We start from the raw sequence: 18,448 nt of genomic DNA on the forward strand, positions 1-18,448 counted from the left end.
TCCCGATGCGCTACCTGAATGGTTATACTCTTGAAGTTAAAAAAAGTTGCGAATCGGAGAAAAATGTTATAAAAGCCTCTATAGGCCTAATGATACGTACTATGGGTATGATCCGTGCCATGAAAACATGACACTCGAGCTTTATCATTTCAAGTCGTATTTTAGCATAATAAAGTCGAAAATTGCTTAAAAATTTTTTAAGATTCAGATTTCATAAAAAATCACCCCCTCAGGAGTGATTCAAGCCAGTCTTACAACGCCGTATTCCGCTGTTTCATCGATTGATATGTCATACTAACAAAAATGATACAAGCCATTGCAATCACGAGTAATGAAATAAATTGAGAAGTCGAGAGCATGCCGACACTTCCACGAATAATATCACCACGGTAGAATTCGATGATAAATCGGCCAAGACTGTAGAGAAGCAGATACAGACTCGCAATGACACCAGCCGTCTTACTGCGCTTCGCTGCATAAAGTAGAAGGAAAAAAAGCGCAAAACTAAATCCACTTTCCATGAGCTGTGTAGGAATCAGTTTCACACCATTAGGCGCGATTTCGGATTCGTGAAACGTAATGCCGAACCATCCATTTGTCTCCTCTCCATAGCAGCACCCTGCCAAAAAGCATCCGATTCTGCCAAAGCCCTGTGCCAAGGCAATGGAAGGAACAAACAGATCAAGATGCTCCATGAAGGACAGACCCTTCACCTTACAATACACATAGCCTGCAAGCACGCCTCCAATAATCCCACCATAGACGACGAACCCCGATGACAAATCCCATATCATCTCGGGATGATCAATGAGATTATTGCCTTGGGTTATCCAAAATAAGAGCTTAGCTCCCATAAACCCGCCAAGCAGCCCCCAGAGCGTAATCGAAGATATATGGGAGCGCTCTATGCGCTTCTTCTCTGCTCGCCTAACCAATACTTGATATGCAGTAAAAATTCCAATTGCAATCATTAGTCCATATCCATATATGGTGATTGGGCCAATATGGAGCAGATCATTCTTCATCGCAACCCTCATCCTTTCCCCTTCATTCAAGCATATTTGTTGAGGCAGACATACATTTTATATCAGTGATGCTGCCCCCCTGCATTACTGGTACTTTTACACAATTATAGAGAGCCGAACACCTACCTGTCAAAAACCTAAACGAAGCTGTTTTTCAGCTGTTTATCCTTAGTTTATACTCTACTGCTACCAGGACGCTTAGCGCCAATTCCATTTCAAAACAAAAAAAATACCACTCCGATTGGAGTGGCTGCACACTTGTGCAATTCTATTGGATAGGAGTGGAGAGAAACCATACTGTACTGCTATTATAATGTATACGTTTTCATGACGTCAATAGGTTTTCGTAAAAAATTTTCTTCAATTCACAAATTTTTCCGTTAGATGAATATTTCATAACCTTTCGATTTTAACAGCTCCCTCGCACGATCCCAGTCATCCTGCTGCCGGAACGATAATCGGAGCACACCTGGCACATCTTCACGACTTTCAATAATTTGAACATTGCTCAAGTTAATGTGATGATTTCCCAACTCTGTCGCAATGCTGCCAATAATACCCGGATGGTCAGGAACATTCACGTACAGTTCATAAAGCGATTGAATTACACCTTTGCGGCGTTCCGGCATGCGACTGCGGAACTCGCCAGCCACAGTGAACTGCTGGATAATCCCTTCACCATCCTGACGCTGTAACATATCAATAAATCGTTCCGTAGACGCTTTCCAGTCCTGAAGTAAATGGAGAACAACATCCCTATTGTTAATCAAAATATCTCTCCAGATGACCGGATCGCTTGATGCAATGCGGGTAATATCCCGGAAGCCGCCGGCAGCGAGCAGTTCGTACAGCTCATTGCTCTCATTATAGGATCGTACTTGATTAACCAATGCTACAGCCACTACATGCGGCAAATGGCTGATTGCGCCAACCACTTCATCATGTTCCTCTGGATTCATCCGAATAATGTGCGCTTTCGTATAGCGGAGCAGAGATACAAGTCTGCTGTAAGCTTCTTCATCCGCCGAATCGTCAGGAGTGAGCACGTAGTAAGCATTTTCGAACAACAATGTCGTTGCCGCTTCAACGCCTGAACGCTCCGATCCTGCCATTGGATGCCCGCCTATAAAATGCACATCGTCCCATGAAAGAGAACGCGCGCAGCGTGCGACCGAAGCCTTGGTACTCCCCACATCAGTTACGATACAGCCTGCCTTAAGCGGTAAATTCCGCAAATCACTCAGCATCGATTCCAGCATTCCAACCGGACAGCATACGAATATGTAGTCCGCATCCTCTACCGCTTCGTGCAAGGAAGTCGTCGCTTCGTCTACAACGCCGCGCTGCACATACTTCTCTGTTGAAGACGGGCTCGGAGAGTAACCAACTACATGCATGCCAGGTCTATTTTTGAAACAGAGGGCGAGGGAGCCTCCGATTAGTCCCACGCCCAATATAGCTATCTTAGTTCTCATGAAGTCACCTTAATCTCGGCCAGCGCTTCCTCCAAGGCTTGAATCATTGCCTCATTTTCTTCTTGGCTGCCAATTGTAATACGTAAATGATTTGGGTATTTATGATGCCCCGCACGCGCTATAACGCCACGACGCAGGAGTGCGTTAAAGACTTCAATTGCAGAAAAGCCTACGTCAACCATAATGAAGTTGCCGTGAGCCGGGAAGCTCTCCAAATTCATACGCGCAAATTGCTGCTCTACATATTGAATGCCCGCTGCATTCTTCTGTCTGCAATCTTCAATGAACCCTTGGTCTTGAACGGCAGCCAATGCTGCTGCTTGTGCGAAGCGAGTCGTATTGAACGGTTCACGCACTTGATTAATTGTACGGATCACGTCAGCATGTCCAACCCCGTAGCCGATACGTAGGGACGCAAGTCCATAAATTTTCGAGAACGTGCGCAAAGACACGACATTAGGATAACGGCGAACCAGATCTAATCCATCACGGAAGGAAGGATCTGTCACGTACTCACAGTAAGCTTCATCCAATACAACCATGACATTTGCAGGCACTTGTGCAACAAACTGCTCCAATTCTTCCGCACTTACAATTGTGCCTGTCGGATTGTTCGGATTGCAGATCCATACGATCTTCGTCCGCTCGTTTACGGCAGCAAGCATTGCTTCCAGATCATGCGCTCCTTCTTTCAAAGGAATCTCTACTGTGACAGCCCCTTCAATCTCTGCGTTATGCTTGTATTGAGGAAACGTCTGATCTGCGATGACAATCTCATCACCTGGAATCAGGTACGCACGGCATATCATTAATATAACTTCATCGGAACCTGCGCCGAAAATCAATTGATTGTGCTCAACGCTCAAGTGTGCCGCAACAGCATCTGTCAGTGCTCTAGCCGCTCCATCGGGATAAATGCTCGTATTGTTCACTTCATTCAATATTGCTTGCTTCGCATGCTCAGAGGATCCGAACGGATTCTCGTTGGAAGCCAGCTTGATAATACGATCCAAGCCAAGCTCCCGCTTCACTTCATCAACAGATTTGCCTGGCTGGTATACAGGCAGGTGTACAACACTGTTCTTCGGCTGCATATGGGTACCACCTTTCTCATCTACATAGATCATTGCAAAAAATTAATGTTTTAATTGTCGCACAAAATCACAAATTTGCAAGATCCCTTCTTCAGATGAATCAGGATGCTCCAAAAGCGGCAGAGCTTCTTCAATGCGCCTTACAATGGCACTACCTACAATCACACCGTCGCAGCGTTTCGCAAAATGCTTCACATGCTCTGCTGTAGAAATGCCGAATCCGATCGCAATAGGAAGCTCTGTACTGCGTCGCACCAGTTCAATAAACGCATCTACTTGTGAGTCGAAAGTGTCTCTTACACCCGTAACGCCAAGCGAGGATACACAATAGATAAAGCCTCTTCCTTCTGCCACAATGGAGCTAACCCGAGATTCCGAAGTCGGCGCAACGAGTGGAATGAGATGAATGCCCATTCGATCAGCAGCTTCACGGACTTCATGACTCTCTTCATAGGGCAGATCAGGAATGATTATGCCGCTAATTCCGGCATCCCTAGCCTGGTGTAAGAAGCTGTCCAGTCCAAATTGCAGAACTGGATTATAATAAGTAAACAATACATAAGGAATTTGTGCACCTTGTTTCCTAGCCTGAGCTGCAATGCGCAGTCCATCAGCGATCGATACATGATTGCGCAACGCGCGTGCCGATGCTCGCTCAATAACCGGACCGTCAGCCATCGGATCGGAATACGGTATGCCAAGTTCAATAATGTCTGCACCGGCTTGCTCCATCTGCAGAAGAAGCCGAAGAGTGATTTCACAGGTTGGATCACCTAGCGTTATAAATGGCATCAATGCGGACTTGCCCTGTGCTTGTAAAGTACGGAATGTATCATCCAGTAAATTGCGGCTCGCTAGTGTCTGACTCATAGCAGTTCCTCCCCCAATCTCTCCATAATGGTGGCAACGTCTTTGTCCCCACGGCCTGACAAACAAATCACAATTAGATCATCCTTATTCATGCCAGGTGCTGATTTGATCGCCTGCGCAATCGCGTGTGACGATTCCAGTGCGGGTATAATGCCTTCTGTACGGGTAAGAAGCTGCAGCGCATCCATGGCTTCATCATCTGTAACAGGCACATACGATGCTCGTTCCGAATATTTCAAATAGGCATGTTCTGGCCCTACTCCCGGATAATCCAATCCAGCGGATATGGAATGTGCCGGCTGAACTTGACCAAACTGATCTTGAAGCAGATAGCTCATCGATCCTTGGAAAACCCCTGGTGTCCCAAGTGTCATCGTAGCCGCATGATAAGGGGTATCAATTCCTTTGCCTGCTGCCTCAACCCCAAGAAGTTGAACCGACTCATCCTGCAAAAACGGATAGAACATCCCCATGGAGTTGCTCCCTCCGCCAACAGCAGCGATCAGCAGATTCGGCAAACGTCCTTCTAATTCAAGGATTTGCTTGCGTGTCTCATCTCCAATAATTCGTTGGAAATCCCGCACAATCATCGGATACGGATGCGGCCCCACAACGGAGCCGAGAATGTAGAATGTGTCCTGCACATTGCTGACCCAGTAGCGCAGCGTTTCATTCCCTGCATCCTTCAGCGTTCTTGTACCTGACATCACAGGCACAACCTCTGCACCGAGGAGCTTCATACGGAACACATTCAGGCTTTGACGCTTCATGTCCTCTTCACCCATAAATACTTTGCACTCCATGCCCAGCAGCGCTGCTACTGTTGCGGTGGCAACACCATGCTGTCCCGCCCCTGTTTCTGCAATCACCTTCGTCTTGCCCATACGCTTGGCTAATAAGGCTTGACCGATGGTGTTGTTGATTTTATGGGCACCGGTGTGGTTCAAATCCTCACGCTTCAAATAAATCTTGGCTCCGCCCAGCTTCGCAGTAAGCCGCTCTGCATAATAGAGTGAAGTAGGTCGCCCTGAGTACTGAGTCAGCAGCTTGATCAATTCTGCTTGAAATTCTGGATCCTTCACATGTGTACGATAAGCCTCTTCCAGTTCCAAAAGCGCACTCATCAATGTCTCGGGCACAAAACGGCCTCCAAATGGTCCGAATCTGCCTTTTTCGTCCGGTAGAACCGTTGTCGCTGCTGCTGTTGCTGTCGCACTACTCTTTTCCATGCTCATTTCCCCTCACCCTTTCGATAAACTCCTCAACCTTGGATATATCTTTTACTCCATTTGTTTCAACACCACTCGATACATCAACGCCATCTATATCGTACTCTCTCACAACTAAACCGACATTATCAGCAGACAATCCGCCAGCAATATAGAGAGGGAGCCTTAATGAAGCCAATTGGTCTGCATAAGATGGGATTACCGTCCAGTCGAACACTTTGCCAGAACCACCTCCCTGAATCGGACAATGTGTATCTAGCAGGACAACATCTGCATATTGGACATCCAACTCATATGCCGCCGCAGCTGCTGCTATAGACTGGCGAGGTTGGCGCTCGTCATCACGAATGATAGGAACCGTCCTCCATATTTGAACATCATAGTGATCCTTCATCCATTTCAACAATGCCGTATCGCCCTTCCCATGGAGCTGAACACTTGTTAGCGGCACTTCATCCAGCACTTGCTTCAGTTCTTCACGAGTTGGATTCGCGAACACACCTACTAGGTCTGGAAGTGCGTCTCCTTCCTCTCTCAGCTTCAACAGCCACTGCTTAACGTGAGACGGCTGCACCTGTCTTCGACTCGGTGCGAAGACGAATCCAATATGATCTGGTCTCAGCTTGACAACTCGACGCGTCATCTCGAAATTCATCAGACCGCATATTTTCACTTTCGTTGCACGAGCAGCACATGAACGTGCACTCGCTATAGATGACGCTTGTTCCCTCGATGCTTCGACTTCCATATCTTCTTCACTCCTTACGTCTGTTTACGAAGCAGTGTTCGAATTTAGAAGACCGCTCATCAAATGCTCTACTGCATCCTTTACATTGTCTTGTCTCATGAAATGTTCCCCTACCAGCACCGCATCGACATGCAGCTCATCCATGCGACGGAGATGCTCCGGAAGATGGATACCGCTCTCGCTGACTAAGATACAATCTGACGGAGCCAAATGGCGAATACGATGGGTCTGCTCGATATCGGTCTCGAACGTATGCAAGTTTCGATTGTTGATGCCGACTAACTTGATTCCTTCAATTCTGCCTACACGCTCCATTTCAACTTCATCATGGACTTCCACGAGAACGTCCATGCCAAGTTGTCTAGCTGTTCCGTGCAGATGCTGTAATTGGTCGTCACTCAAGATCGCTGCAATCAGCAGGATTGCATCCGCACCTATTAATCTTGCTTCAAGCACTTGAAGCTCATCGATAATAAATTCCTTCCGCAAAATCGGCAGTTCTGTCAGCGCACGCACCTGCTGCAGAATGTCATTGCCGCCTTGAAAATATGCGCGATCTGTAAGTACAGACAATGCATCAGCACCTGCCGCCTCATATCCAGCTGCAATCTCAGCGGGATTGAAATGCTCGCGAATCAACCCTTTGGATGGCGATGCCTTCTTTACTTCAGCAATCAAGGCAACCGAACGGTTCTTATTTACAGTAAGTGCCCCAATGAAGGAGCGGCAAGGTGAAAGCGCTGCTGCCTCCAGAATTGCTTCGTTCCGATTCATCATTCGTCTAAGCGCTTGTATCTCTTCTTCCTTCGTTCGTACAATCCGTTCAAGAAACATGACTTAGCCCTCCTGTTGCTGCGATCCATTGCTCAAGCTTCTGATTCGCCAGCCCATTATCGATTGCTTCAGCTGCAATCCGCACGCCTTCTGCAATGGAGCTCGATTGTCCCGCAACGTAAATACATGCGCCCGCATTTGCAAGAACAATATCGCGATGTGCGCCTTGCTCCCCGCGAAGCAGACCTCTTATTATTTGCGCGTTCGTTGCGGCGTCTCCACCCAGCACACTAGTCAACGGCTGCGTGTGTAGACCAAGCGCCTCGGGTGTAATGGTATATGTGAATACTTCTCCATTTTTCAGTTCACTAACTTGAGTTGGTGCCGACAGGCTGATCTCATCCAATCCATCTTCACTCGCAACAACGAGCGCACGCTTCAACCCCAATTCACGCAATACGGATGCGATCGTCCCCGTCTTCGTGCGATCATAGATCCCAAGGACTTGCCGATCAGCTCCCGCTGGATTCGTCAACGGGCCAAGCATGTTGAATACGGTGCGTATCCCTAGTTCCTTGCGTGGTGCAGCCGCATGTTTCATTGCAGGATGATAGACTTGCGCGAACATAAAGCAGATGCCGATTCGTTCCAAGCACTGTGCAGCTTCCTCACTCGTCAGCTGAATATTTACACCCAGCGCCTCCAGTACATCCGCACTCCCCGAGCGACTGGAAGCCGATCGGTTGCCATGCTTCGCAACCCGCACGGATGCGGATGAGGCGATGATGGCAGCAACTGTGGAGACATTCAACTTATGAATGCCCGATCCGCCTGTTCCACATGTATCAAGCAGGCGCTCATACGAAGTGACCACTTGATGGGCGCGGCTGCGCATCGCTTCAGCAAAGCCCGCAATCTCATCAACTGTCTCCCCCTTCAAACGCAGACCTGCAAGCAGTGCTCCAATCTGAGCCGAAGTCGCATGGCCATCCATAACATCTGCCATTACATCCCTCGCTTCTGAGCGGCTTAAGTGATGCCCTGACAGCACTTGACCAAGCGCCTCCTTCATGAGTGCACTTCCGATTACAAGTTGGCTCGTCATCCTAATTTCCTCCCTTCGGCGACGGGAATCGAAGCAGCCCGTTCTTCCGTTCCGATATAATAGTCCCAGTTCGCCGGCATCATCGAAGTATAGGATGCCGCGTATCCAACCGCACTTCCCTCAGCTGCGTTCGTTAGCTCGCTCTCATTAGCATAGCCCTCTTGCCCTTCAGCACCACCTTCGCTGCCGAACATCTCTTCTGTCATCCGAATTGCCAGCAGCAATGCTTTCGCCTTGTTAATCGTTTCTTCGTATTCCATTTCCGGAACCGAATCCCATACAACACCAGCACCAGCCTGCACGTAAGCACGGCCTTCTCGGAAAATAATCGTACGTATCGTAATACAGGAATCCATATTCCCATTGAATCCTAAATATCCGATAGCGCCCCCATATATCCCACGTGACTCTTCTTCCAACTCTGCAATAATCTCCATTGCACGAAGCTTCGGCGCTCCGGACAATGTACCTGCTGGCAAGCAGGAGAGGAAGGCATCGAAGAAATCCTTGTTCTTGCGAAGCTTGCCAGAAACGTTAGATACAATATGCATGACATGGGAATAACGCTCAACATTCATGTACGTATCACAGCGCACGCTGCCGAACTCGCATACGCGGCCGAGATCATTCCGCCCGAGATCAACAAGCATCACATGCTCGGCTCGCTCCTTCTCATCCTGCATCAGATCTTCTTCCAGCGCTGCATCAACTTCAGCTGTGGCGCCACGTGGTCTTGTTCCTGCAATCGGCCTCGTCTCTACCCGCTCATCCTTAATACGCACAAGCATCTCTGGAGAAGTGCCGACAATCATGTCGTCCTCTGTCTTGAGCACATACATATACGGGGAAGGATTAGTCATTCTCAGCACCCGGTACACATCAAGCGGGTCTGCTTGTGTCTGCCGATCGAAGCGCTGTGACAGCACCACTTGAAAGATATCTCCTGACCGAATATATTCCTTGGCTCGATTCACCTTCGCAACGAATGATTCCTTCGTCTCCGAGGATCGAACCCCCTGCAGTACCTCTTCAGCCGCAGATGCTGCCGTTGCTTGCTGTACCGGTCGGGTGTTGCTCACTAGAGGTGCTGTCAACTTCATTTGCAGGCTGCGCAGTTTCTTTCTCGCTTGCTCGTAGCGATGCCGTATCACATCTGCCGAACTCCCTGGTTCCACATGAATATTCACAATAAACTGCATTTGCTGCTTCATATGATCGAAGGCAACAAGCTGATCGCAGAACATAAATCGGATGTCGTCCATTTGCAGCGTGTCGTACTTATGACGCGGCAGGCGTTCATACTGCTGAACCAAATCGTAGCCGAAGCAGCCAATTGCCCCTCCTGTCATTGGAGGAAGTCCATCTAGTGCAGGGCTTCTATATTTATGCATCAATTGCTTCATCATCTCGATTGGGCGCTCTCGCACCTCGGTGATATGGCCATGCTCTATCTTCCGCAATCGTCCACTCTTCCCTTGAAGGAGCAAGAACGGATCCGTTCCGATAAAGGAATAGCGGGCCCATTGGACGCCACCCTCCACACTCTCCAACAAAAAAGCATATGGTTCATTGCGCAATCTTTGAAATAATCGAATTGGGGTTTCGGTATCAGCCATCATCGTCTCGGCAACAGGTATGACATTATACTGCCGGGCTAGATGGATTACTTCGTCCAATTGGGGATACATCGCTTTCCACTCCTTTCAACTTCGTTATGCAGCCGTTACGACGATTACATACCGCGTGATGAACGAGAGCGTCTACCAACCATTTCTTATTCACTTGTTTACGCTTGTTGCAGTGCCTTATCAGAATCAGGCGAATCACGAATGAAAGACACTGCTGAAAAATAACGTGTACGAATAAAAAAAGCCTCTGCGCAAGGCAGAGGCTTGTTGGTATACGATGAAATTGTGGATGAGTAATTCAATTCATGAGGATATGGATCGCCTTATATAAGGCCTCCCATTGTGCCGCTGCAATAAATCAATGTACAGCAAATACAATAGGCGCTAGCCTATATAGACATGATGTCCATATTCTATCTCGTCTCAGCTCAACTCATCTCAATCTCAAACTCAACTCTGCTCAACTATGCTGATATCAATATAACCGGAAATGTCGGCTTCGTCAATCCAGCAAACTAAATTTCAGACATAAACGATCTTCAGATTGGGTTTCCCACATCTCTATTTACTAGACAAATCAGGTCTCAGAGCTATCGCCTCATTCAAGTAGACATGGCGAATCTCGTGTTGCTCCTTGTCCGTGTTGATCGTTACCATTAGGCGGATGCACAAAGGCAGACTGCCCTTCACTGGAATTTCAATGGCACACATGAGTGGCACTAGATCCCAGCCTTCCATGGCACGTATCGCACGTGCTGGAAAAGTAGCATTCAAATCCTCTGTCATCGTGATCCAAATATTTGCGATCTGTTCAGGTTGAACCGTATTTTGCGCAACTATCTCCTGGAGCAGCTTCGTAGTCGCATGCAGAATCTCTTCTGCATCGTTGCGGGTTACCGTAGTTGCTCCGCGAATTCCTCTTGCATACATGGTCACGCCTTCTCTCCTTTCAACTCCTCGATGATATCTCGTACTAGGCTGACCGGTACATCCTTGCGAATTTCTACATGACCGATTGCAGTAGGCACAATAAATACGGTGTGCCCTTCCTTAAATTTCTTGTCATGCATCATGGCTTGAATAATATCATCCGAATTCATATGCTGTGGCACTGCCACCGGCAGGCCGTATTTCTTCAATATCGCTTCTGTTCGAACAGCAATCTGCTTATCTTCACCCAACCGCTCAGCAAGACGCGCAGAACCAACCATTCCAATTGAGATGGCTTCGCCATGCAGCAATTCTCCGTAGCCGGCAACTGCCTCTAGAGCATGGCCAATCGTATGTCCCAAATTTAATATCGCTCTTAGATCATGTTCACGTTCATCTTGAGAGACGACCTGCGCTTTAATCGCGCAGCCCTTAAGCAATCCATACGTGAGTGCTTCCTCATCCTTAGCCAGCAAGCGTTCAGCTTGTGCTTCGAACCATGCTGTAAACTCTTCATCCCAGATAAGGCCATGCTTAATCATTTCAGCCAGTCCTGCGCGGACTTCCCGATCAGGAAGCGTAAGCAAGGTCTCTGTATCGTACAGCACCATTTCTGGTTGATGGAAAGCCCCGATAATATTCTTGGCGAACGGATGGTTAACCGCAACCTTGCCGCCGACACTGCTGTCATGAGCCAATATCGTCGTAGGCACCTGAATGAAGCGAATTCCTCGCATGTAAGTTGCCGCCACATAACCTGCCAAATCCCCGACTACGCCACCGCCGAGGGCGACGATGGAAGAATGGCGATCACAGCCCGCATCAAGTGCTGCAGTGATGCACTGTTCGTACACCTGCAGCGACTTGGAGGATTCACCAGCTGCTACTACAAAGGAAGAAACCTGATAGCCAGCCTCACGCAGTGCTGCTTCCGTGCGCTCTAAATATAGCGGAGCCACATGATCATCCGTGATGATCACAATTGGACTGCGAGTGGGAATGCTGCGCATTTGAAATGCCTCACCGATTCGACCGAGAAGACCACTGCCAATCCAAATTGGATAAGAGCGTTCTCCTAGTTCAACAGTAAGCTCTGCTGCATCTAAAGTGAGATTTTTGCTCATGACGTTCCCCCCTTTTAATATCGGGACACTTGTTCCAAATAGTGCTCATAGTTGGCGCGAATTTCTTCCATCGAATCGCCGCCGAACTTCTCCAGGAACGCCTTCGCAACTTCCCAAGCGACTACATGCTCCATGACAACACTCGCAGCCGGCACTGCACACGCATCTGAGCGTTCCACTTGTGCAGTGAACGGCTCCTTCGTATCGATATCAACACTGCGCAATGGCTTATAAAGGGTCGGAATAGGTTTCATAACCCCACGCACGACGATTGGCATTCCGTTCGTCATACCGCCTTCGAAACCGCCAAGTCGGTTGCTAGCTCGTGTATATCCCGTTTCCTCGCTATATAGAATTTCATCATGAACTTGTGATCCGCGCAGTTGACCTGCCTCGAAGCCAATACCGATCTCAACACCTTTGAAAGCATTGATCGACATCACTGCTTGCGCAATGCGTCCATCCAGCTTGCGATCATATTGCACATGGCTGCCTAGTCCAACCGGCAGCCCCTCCACGATGCACTCGACAATACCGCCGATCGAGTCGCCTTCGCCTTTGATTTGATCGATGTACGCTTCCATCTTCTTCTCCGTATCGGTATCGACCACACGAACAGAAGAAACCTCCGTACGTTCAATAATCTCGTCAACTGACAAATTGTGAGCAGGAGCTTCGATTTCACCAATGCGAATAACTTGTCCTGCAATCTTGACGCCGAATGCTGCAAGGAACTGGCGCGCTACTGCACCCACAGCTACGCGAGCAGCTGTCTCCCTAGCGCTTGAACGCTCCAATACATTGCGCAGATCTTTCAATTGATATTTCAAGCCTCCGTTCAGATCCGCATGACCTGGACGCGGGCGATGAACACGACGCTTCTCTTCATCTGTCCCTTCAATCGGCTCCACATTCATAATATTCGTCCAATGCTTCCAATCGTTGTTCTCCACTACAATAGCAATTGGAGCACCTGTCGTACGTCCATGACGCACACCGCCGACGATCGTTGCTGTATCTTTCTCAATTTGCATACGTCTGCCGCGGCCATACCCCTTCTGGCGGCGATGAAGTTGGAAATTGAGTTGCTCGAAATCAATAACCATGTTGCTAGGCATCCCTTCAACAATGGCAGTTAGCTGCGGTCCGTGTGTTTCTCCTGCAGTCAAATAACGTAGACTCACAAGTTGCTCCCCCTTTAACTGTGATGCTGTAAATGGCTAAAACCCTTAACTTTTTTCTCATTATAGTATAGGAGGCAACGTTTGACAAGAAAACAAAACGCGCCCTTGCCGCTTTGTTTCAAGCATTAGGGCGCATCTTTCGTTATCGACGTGTAGTCTGTCTATGTTCAATTTAGCCATTCGATGGTATGTAATTCCAGTATGACTGAAATAGTCGAATACAGTCTTTACGTTCAAGCAGCTATAATTTCCGATAGAAGAACGTCTCCATCGTTTCAAGCTGATACTGCTGTGGATTGAATATTTGCTCTGTGCTTCCGACGAACAATACCCCACCTGGCTTAAGCGCATTGGCAAACTTTCGATACAACTCATGCTTCGCTTCTTCCGTAAAGTAAATCATCACATTTCGGCAAATAATCAAATCATGCTGAGTAGCAAAAGTATCGGTTAATAAGTTCTGCTTGCGGAATCGAATCGATTTCTTCAAGCGATCAATGATATGAAAACTGTTCGACTGCTGCATAAAGTACTTTGACTTGAATGATGGGGGAACGTCTTTCAAAGAGCGCTCAATATAGGAAGCTTGCTGTGCTCTTGCAAGTGCATTCTCGTCAATATCCGTAGCTGAGAGTTCTGTCCGATCAAGCAAGCTCATATCATCGAGAATCATCGCTAGTGTGTAAGGCTCCTCACCCGTCGAGCAAGCGGCACTCCAGCACTTCAGCTGGCGCGTTCGCTGCGACAGCTCTGGAAGCACACGAGTGCGCAGGGTATCCCAACGCAGTGGATTACGCCAAAATTCAGATACATTGATCGTCATACGATCCAGCATTTCATCAAATAACGAAGAATTAGCACTCATCGCCTTGGCATAGGAGGCAAATGTCGAGTAGCCATTCTTCATTCGTAACGTAGACAAGCGTCTACGCATCTGGGTCTCCTTATACTGTGATAAATCGATGCCTGTAGTTGATCGGAAATATTGGACAAAATCCGCATAATCTTGATCATCTCCATGATCCACGGGTGCCCCTTGGCCGAATCCGTTAGCAGCAGGGAAAATGGTGGCTGCATCCCATAAGGTCGTCTTGCGCTCTGACAATTGTGCTCACACCTTCTAAGTTCGTATATATGCTGCAACTGAGTTCCTGATCGACAACAAGCATAGCCCAAGATCGCTCAGCAACACCGCAACATAAAAAAACACGGTCGAATATTACTATTCGCCGCGTTCTTCCATAGTCCTGCCCTATGTAAGCTCTTACATCAGAAATCAAAAAAATAATTATTATGTTTCTGCGTGTGTGAGCCGCGCTCATGGCTGCCGATTAAATCCATGGCTCCAATGCCCGCTCGTAACGAAATGAATCCACTTCTGAGAATAAGTTTGCGATTTCACGTTCAGCACTCTCTGGTGAATCCGAACCGTGAACCACATTGAAGTTCGTATGACTTGCATAATCTCCGCGTATCGTCCCTGGTGCAGCTTCAGTCACTTTCGTCTTGCCGATCATCAAGCGTGACAAGCTGATAACATCGTCACCTTCCCATATCATAGCGAATACTGGACCTGAGGTAATAAAATCGACCAGTTCGCCAAAGAAAGGCTTTTGTGCATGTTCTGCATAATGATGTTCAGCTTGTTCACGCGAGACTTGCATCAATTTTCCAGCTACAAGTTTAAAGCCCTTCCGCTCAAAGCGACCTACTATATCTCCTATGAGGCCTCTTTGTACTCCGTCAGGTTTGACCATGATGAATGTGCGTTCCATACGATCACTCCTACTCAAATGTGAAGTCGTCCAACACACGCATTATACCAGATTTTTCTTCAAATGGCACTCGATTTTTTCACCATAGTTCAAATCAATGATTACGATTTGCAATAAAGTAAGCAATATCGCGCAGGTTGCGGCGAGCACGGATGTTAGGCAGATGTTCTAATACCGCAAGCGCCTTCTCGATATACCGATTTGCTATCTCTTCAGCCCGCTTAATACCATCACTTTGGCGAATCATATCGAGCGCAGCAGATACATCTGTATCTCCATTTCGCTCACGGATACGTTCAATTTCACGAAGAAGAGACTCGCGAAGCTTCGTGTCCTGCAGCGCAAATATTACTGGAAGCGTCAAATTCCCTTGACGAATATCATTCCCTGGCGGCTTGCCTATTTGCTCTTCAGTACCGGTTAAGTCAAGCACATCATCTCGAATTTGAAATGCCATGCCCACATTGTAGCCAAAGCGATACAGCGCATAACCAATCTTCGGCTCTGCATGTGCGGCAATTGCCCCCAACTGACAGCTAATCGCAATCAGCAACGCTGTCTTTCGACGGATCCGAAGCATATATTGACGGATCGTCTGCTTTGTATTGAAGAAGTCACGAATTTGCTCCATTTCACCGATGCACATTTCAACCATTGCTTTGGAAAATATGCGATGAATCTCTGGCTGCTTCAATTCTGTAGCTACAACCAGCGCTTGGCCATACATATAATCGCCGGCATACATAGCAACGCGATTATCCCATTTGGCCTTAACTGTCAGTTGCCCTCTCCGAGTTTCAGCGTCATCAATGACATCATCATGCACGAGTGAGGCCATATGAATTAATTCCAGGGGAACAGCAACGCGCTTCAACTGTTCTATATCGTATGTACCGAATTTCCCTGCAAGCAGAACGAATACCGGACGTATTCGCTTCCCGCCCGCCTTCAGCAGATGCAGCGACGCTTCCGTAAGGAGCTCGTGATCGGAGCGGATGTTCCGCTCCAATTCACGTTCAATATACGCTACATCTTGTTTCATTGTCGCATAAATGTCCCACAGTTTCATGCCTTCACCTAACCAACTGTATTTTCCGACCCAAGTTCCAAGTGAACCTCAAGATCAATAAGTCCCAACTCAATTGCAATTTAAAAATACAGACACGAAAAGATAAAAGATCGGCCACATGTTTGTGTTATCCATTCGGCCGATCCGAATCTTCGGCAGTCTGTACTTCCGAATTCCCCCACCTTGTAAACAACTGGTGATCGATATCCATGCAGTCCAACACCTTGCCGACAAGGAAATTAATGATGTCATCCAGAGTCTGCGGATGATAATAAAATGCAGGCATCGCCGGCACAATACGTACACCCATATTCGCAAGCTTCAGCATATTCTCCAAATGAATCGCATGCATCGGCGTCTCGCGCGGAACGATTAGAAGCGGACGGCCTTCCTTCATCATAACGTCAGCAGCTCGCCCCATCAAATTATCGGAAGCGCCGTGTGCAATCGATGATAAGGTTCCCATGGAGCACGGCATGATCACCATGCCGTGCACCCGAAATGAACCGCTTGCTATGCTTGCCCCAATATCCTGGTTCGGATGATACGTAACCCGATGCGCCAAATCGCCGAATGCCAGCTCAATCGCTTGCTGACGCTTCGTAACATTCCATCCGAGTTCTTCCTTTAGTACGCGCCATCCAGCATCTGATACGATGAGATGAACCTCATAATCGGCTTCCAACAGACATTGAATCAATCGGACACCGTATATAGCACCACTTGCTCCTGTAATACCAACTACGTAATGCTTGCGAGATGCAGCACTCATTACTTCATCACCACCATGTCAATAAGCGTGAAGCAAAATACAACGATGCTGAGCACACCGTTCATCGTGAAGAAGGCTGTGTTCAGCTTGCTCAAATCGTACGGCTTCACAAGCATATGCTCATAAATAAGCAGGGCACTTGCAATAACCGTACCTATGATATACCACCAGCTTAATTGAGTTAAAAATAATAGCAGTATAAATCCAAACGCTGTAGCAATATGGAAGCCTCTTGCAATCCAGAGTGACTTCGCAATTCCGAAACGTACCGGAATCGACTTCAAGCCTTCCTTCTTATCGAACTCATAATCCTGGCACGCATAAATAATATCGAACCCGGTAGTCCAAAACGCAACGGTTAAATAAAAGGTGAGAGCTGCCCAATCGATTCCATTCGTTACAGCCACCCATCCTCCGAGCGGTGCCAATGCAATCGTAAGTCCCAGCACAACGTGGCATAGCCATGTGAAGCGCTTGGTAAACGAATAAAATACTAACATAAAGACGGCAACCGGAAGCAAGTATACAGATAATGGCTCCAGATTAGCCGCTGCCCAAAATAAAAGACCGAACGACACGGCCGTAAATAACAGTACTTCTCCTGCCTTCAGCAATCCTGCGGGTATTGCTCGATTTGCAGTTCTTGGGTTCTTCGCGTCGATGGCAGCGTCAATTAACCGATTGAGCGCCATTGCCGCGCTTCGAGCTCCGAACATCGCCATGAGGATCCATCCCCATTCAGGGAGCGTTGGGAAGCGTTGATGAACAACCATTCCTCCCAGCAGTGCGCCCATAAACGCAAATGGAAGAGCAAATATCGTATGCTCGAACTTAATCATTTCTAAGAAGATACGTACTTTTTTAAGCATGACCATTCCCCTTCGTCCCGATGTGAAGAGCGGCAATGCCACCGAAGAACGAATACGCTTGTACGCGATCAAGTCCATTAACTCTAAACATCTGTTCTAGCTCCTTGCGGCCCGGGAACGTAACAAGCGACTCTGGAAGCCACTTATACTGCTCATACCGCTTCGCAATCAGCTTGCCAAGCAATGGAAGCACATGGCGGAAGTAGAAATAATAAATGCCCTTGAACGGCTGCCATGTTGGCTTGCTCAGTTCAAGACACACAACTTGTCCACCCGGCTTGACCACTCTGCGCATTTCACGAATGACTTGCTCAAAATCCGGAACATTGCGCAAACCGAAACCAATCGTCACATAGTCAAAGCTGTTGTCGGGGAATGGAAGCTCCATTGCATTTCCTTCAACAAGCTCAATTTGGCTGTGCAGGCCTGTTTGATCCACCTTCTTCTGACCTACCGCCAGCATATTCGAACTGAAGTCCAGCCCTGTAATCTTGCCTGTGCCGCTCGCTTGCGCCAACTGAATCGTCCAGTCACAAGTTCCACAGCACAGATCAAGCGCTGTCTCCCCCTGCTTCATGTCCATCTTGCGCATCGTGAAGTTGCGCCAAGCCTTGTGACGTCTGAAGCTCAGTATATCATTCATAATATCGTACTTCGGAGCTATGCTCTGAAATACTTCTTGAACATAATGTTCTTTGGTCTTGCCAGTCTTAGGCGAATGTGTCTCCACGATCTGTCACCTATTCCTTTCTTCGCCGAACGTATCGCCGATCTATT

The 18,448-nt window shown here is 47.8% G+C and carries 18 protein-coding genes; all 18 read right to left on the minus strand.

Features of this window, described 5'->3' with window-relative positions; translation table 11 throughout:
- Window positions 1-251 precede the first annotated feature (251 nt).
- The 18 genes from BP95_RS0120145 to BP95_RS0120230 all read right to left on the minus strand — a co-directional run bounded on the left by BP95_RS0120145 (window position 252) and on the right by BP95_RS0120230 (window position 18,401).
- Window positions 252-1,025, minus strand: a complete 774-nt coding sequence (locus BP95_RS0120145; RefSeq protein ID WP_021254674.1) for a prolipoprotein diacylglyceryl transferase — start codon at window positions 1,023-1,025, stop codon at window positions 252-254.
- A 380-nt stretch (window positions 1,026-1,405) separates the two neighbouring features.
- Window positions 1,406-2,500: a prephenate dehydrogenase gene (locus tag BP95_RS0120150; RefSeq protein ID WP_028533095.1), complete on the minus strand. Its 1,095-nt coding sequence runs from the start codon at window positions 2,498-2,500 to the stop codon at window positions 1,406-1,408.
- Entirely contained in the window at window positions 2,497-3,594 is a 1,098-nt protein-coding gene (hisC, locus tag BP95_RS0120155) for a histidinol-phosphate transaminase (RefSeq protein WP_021254676.1), read from the minus strand. Before hisC ends, BP95_RS0120150 begins: the two co-directional genes overlap by 4 nt.
- Before the next feature lie 42 nt (window positions 3,595-3,636).
- The gene (trpA, locus tag BP95_RS0120160; protein ID WP_021254677.1) at window positions 3,637-4,464 is read right to left on the minus strand and encodes a tryptophan synthase subunit alpha; all 828 of its coding nucleotides are present in this window, start codon (window positions 4,462-4,464) and stop codon (window positions 3,637-3,639) included.
- On the minus strand, window positions 4,461-5,693 hold the full coding sequence (trpB, locus tag BP95_RS0120165) for a tryptophan synthase subunit beta (RefSeq protein ID WP_021254678.1): 1,233 nt from the start codon (window positions 5,691-5,693) through the stop codon (window positions 4,461-4,463). Before trpB ends, trpA begins: the two co-directional genes overlap by 4 nt.
- Window positions 5,680-6,441 carry a phosphoribosylanthranilate isomerase gene (locus BP95_RS0120170; protein ID WP_021254679.1) on the minus strand — a complete coding sequence of 254 codons (762 nt, stop codon included), beginning with the start codon at window positions 6,439-6,441 and terminating at the stop codon, window positions 5,680-5,682. Before BP95_RS0120170 ends, trpB begins: the two co-directional genes overlap by 14 nt.
- A gap of 24 nt (window positions 6,442-6,465) precedes the next feature.
- The gene (gene trpC / locus BP95_RS0120175) at window positions 6,466-7,275 is read right to left on the minus strand and encodes an indole-3-glycerol phosphate synthase TrpC (protein ID WP_028533097.1); all 810 of its coding nucleotides are present in this window, start codon (window positions 7,273-7,275) and stop codon (window positions 6,466-6,468) included.
- Entirely contained in the window at window positions 7,265-8,287 is a 1,023-nt protein-coding gene (gene trpD / locus BP95_RS0120180; protein WP_414813097.1) for an anthranilate phosphoribosyltransferase, read from the minus strand. The genes trpC and trpD overlap by 11 nt, the downstream gene beginning before the upstream one ends.
- A gap of 29 nt (window positions 8,288-8,316) precedes the next feature.
- Entirely contained in the window at window positions 8,317-10,008 is a 1,692-nt protein-coding gene (trpE, locus tag BP95_RS0120185; RefSeq protein ID WP_021254682.1) for an anthranilate synthase component I, read from the minus strand.
- 501 nt (window positions 10,009-10,509) lie between these two features.
- Window positions 10,510-10,878 (minus strand): chorismate mutase, encoded by a 369-nt coding sequence (gene aroH, locus BP95_RS0120190; RefSeq protein ID WP_021254683.1) that lies wholly within the window; start codon window positions 10,876-10,878, stop codon window positions 10,510-10,512.
- 2 nt (window positions 10,879-10,880) lie between these two features.
- Entirely contained in the window at window positions 10,881-12,002 is a 1,122-nt protein-coding gene (gene aroB, locus BP95_RS0120195) for a 3-dehydroquinate synthase (RefSeq protein ID WP_021254684.1), read from the minus strand.
- A gap of 14 nt (window positions 12,003-12,016) precedes the next feature.
- Window positions 12,017-13,186 (minus strand): chorismate synthase, encoded by a 1,170-nt coding sequence (gene aroC / locus BP95_RS0120200; protein WP_021254685.1) that lies wholly within the window; start codon window positions 13,184-13,186, stop codon window positions 12,017-12,019.
- A 241-nt stretch (window positions 13,187-13,427) separates the two neighbouring features.
- Window positions 13,428-14,252 carry a CheR family methyltransferase gene (locus BP95_RS0120205; protein ID WP_269321458.1) on the minus strand — a complete coding sequence of 275 codons (825 nt, stop codon included), beginning with the start codon at window positions 14,250-14,252 and terminating at the stop codon, window positions 13,428-13,430.
- 265 nt (window positions 14,253-14,517) lie between these two features.
- Entirely contained in the window at window positions 14,518-14,961 is a 444-nt protein-coding gene (gene ndk, locus BP95_RS0120210; protein ID WP_021254687.1) for a nucleoside-diphosphate kinase, read from the minus strand.
- A gap of 94 nt (window positions 14,962-15,055) precedes the next feature.
- A complete protein-coding gene (gene hepT, locus BP95_RS0120215) occupies window positions 15,056-16,030 on the minus strand; it encodes a heptaprenyl diphosphate synthase component II (protein WP_021254688.1) in 975 nt (324 codons plus the stop codon).
- A gap of 127 nt (window positions 16,031-16,157) precedes the next feature.
- Window positions 16,158-16,802, minus strand: a complete 645-nt coding sequence (locus tag BP95_RS0120220; RefSeq protein ID WP_021254689.1) for a UbiX family flavin prenyltransferase — start codon at window positions 16,800-16,802, stop codon at window positions 16,158-16,160.
- Entirely contained in the window at window positions 16,802-17,671 is an 870-nt protein-coding gene (locus tag BP95_RS0120225; RefSeq protein WP_021254690.1) for a UbiA-like polyprenyltransferase, read from the minus strand. The genes BP95_RS0120220 and BP95_RS0120225 overlap by 1 nt, the downstream gene beginning before the upstream one ends.
- Entirely contained in the window at window positions 17,664-18,401 is a 738-nt protein-coding gene (locus BP95_RS0120230) for a demethylmenaquinone methyltransferase (protein WP_021254691.1), read from the minus strand. Before BP95_RS0120230 ends, BP95_RS0120225 begins: the two co-directional genes overlap by 8 nt.
- Window positions 18,402-18,448: the final 47 nt, after the last annotated feature.

Source organism: Paenibacillus sp. UNC217MF (assembly GCF_000686865.1).
In the GTDB taxonomy this organism is placed as follows: Bacteria; Bacillota; Bacilli; order Paenibacillales; family Paenibacillaceae; genus Paenibacillus_B; species Paenibacillus_B suaedae.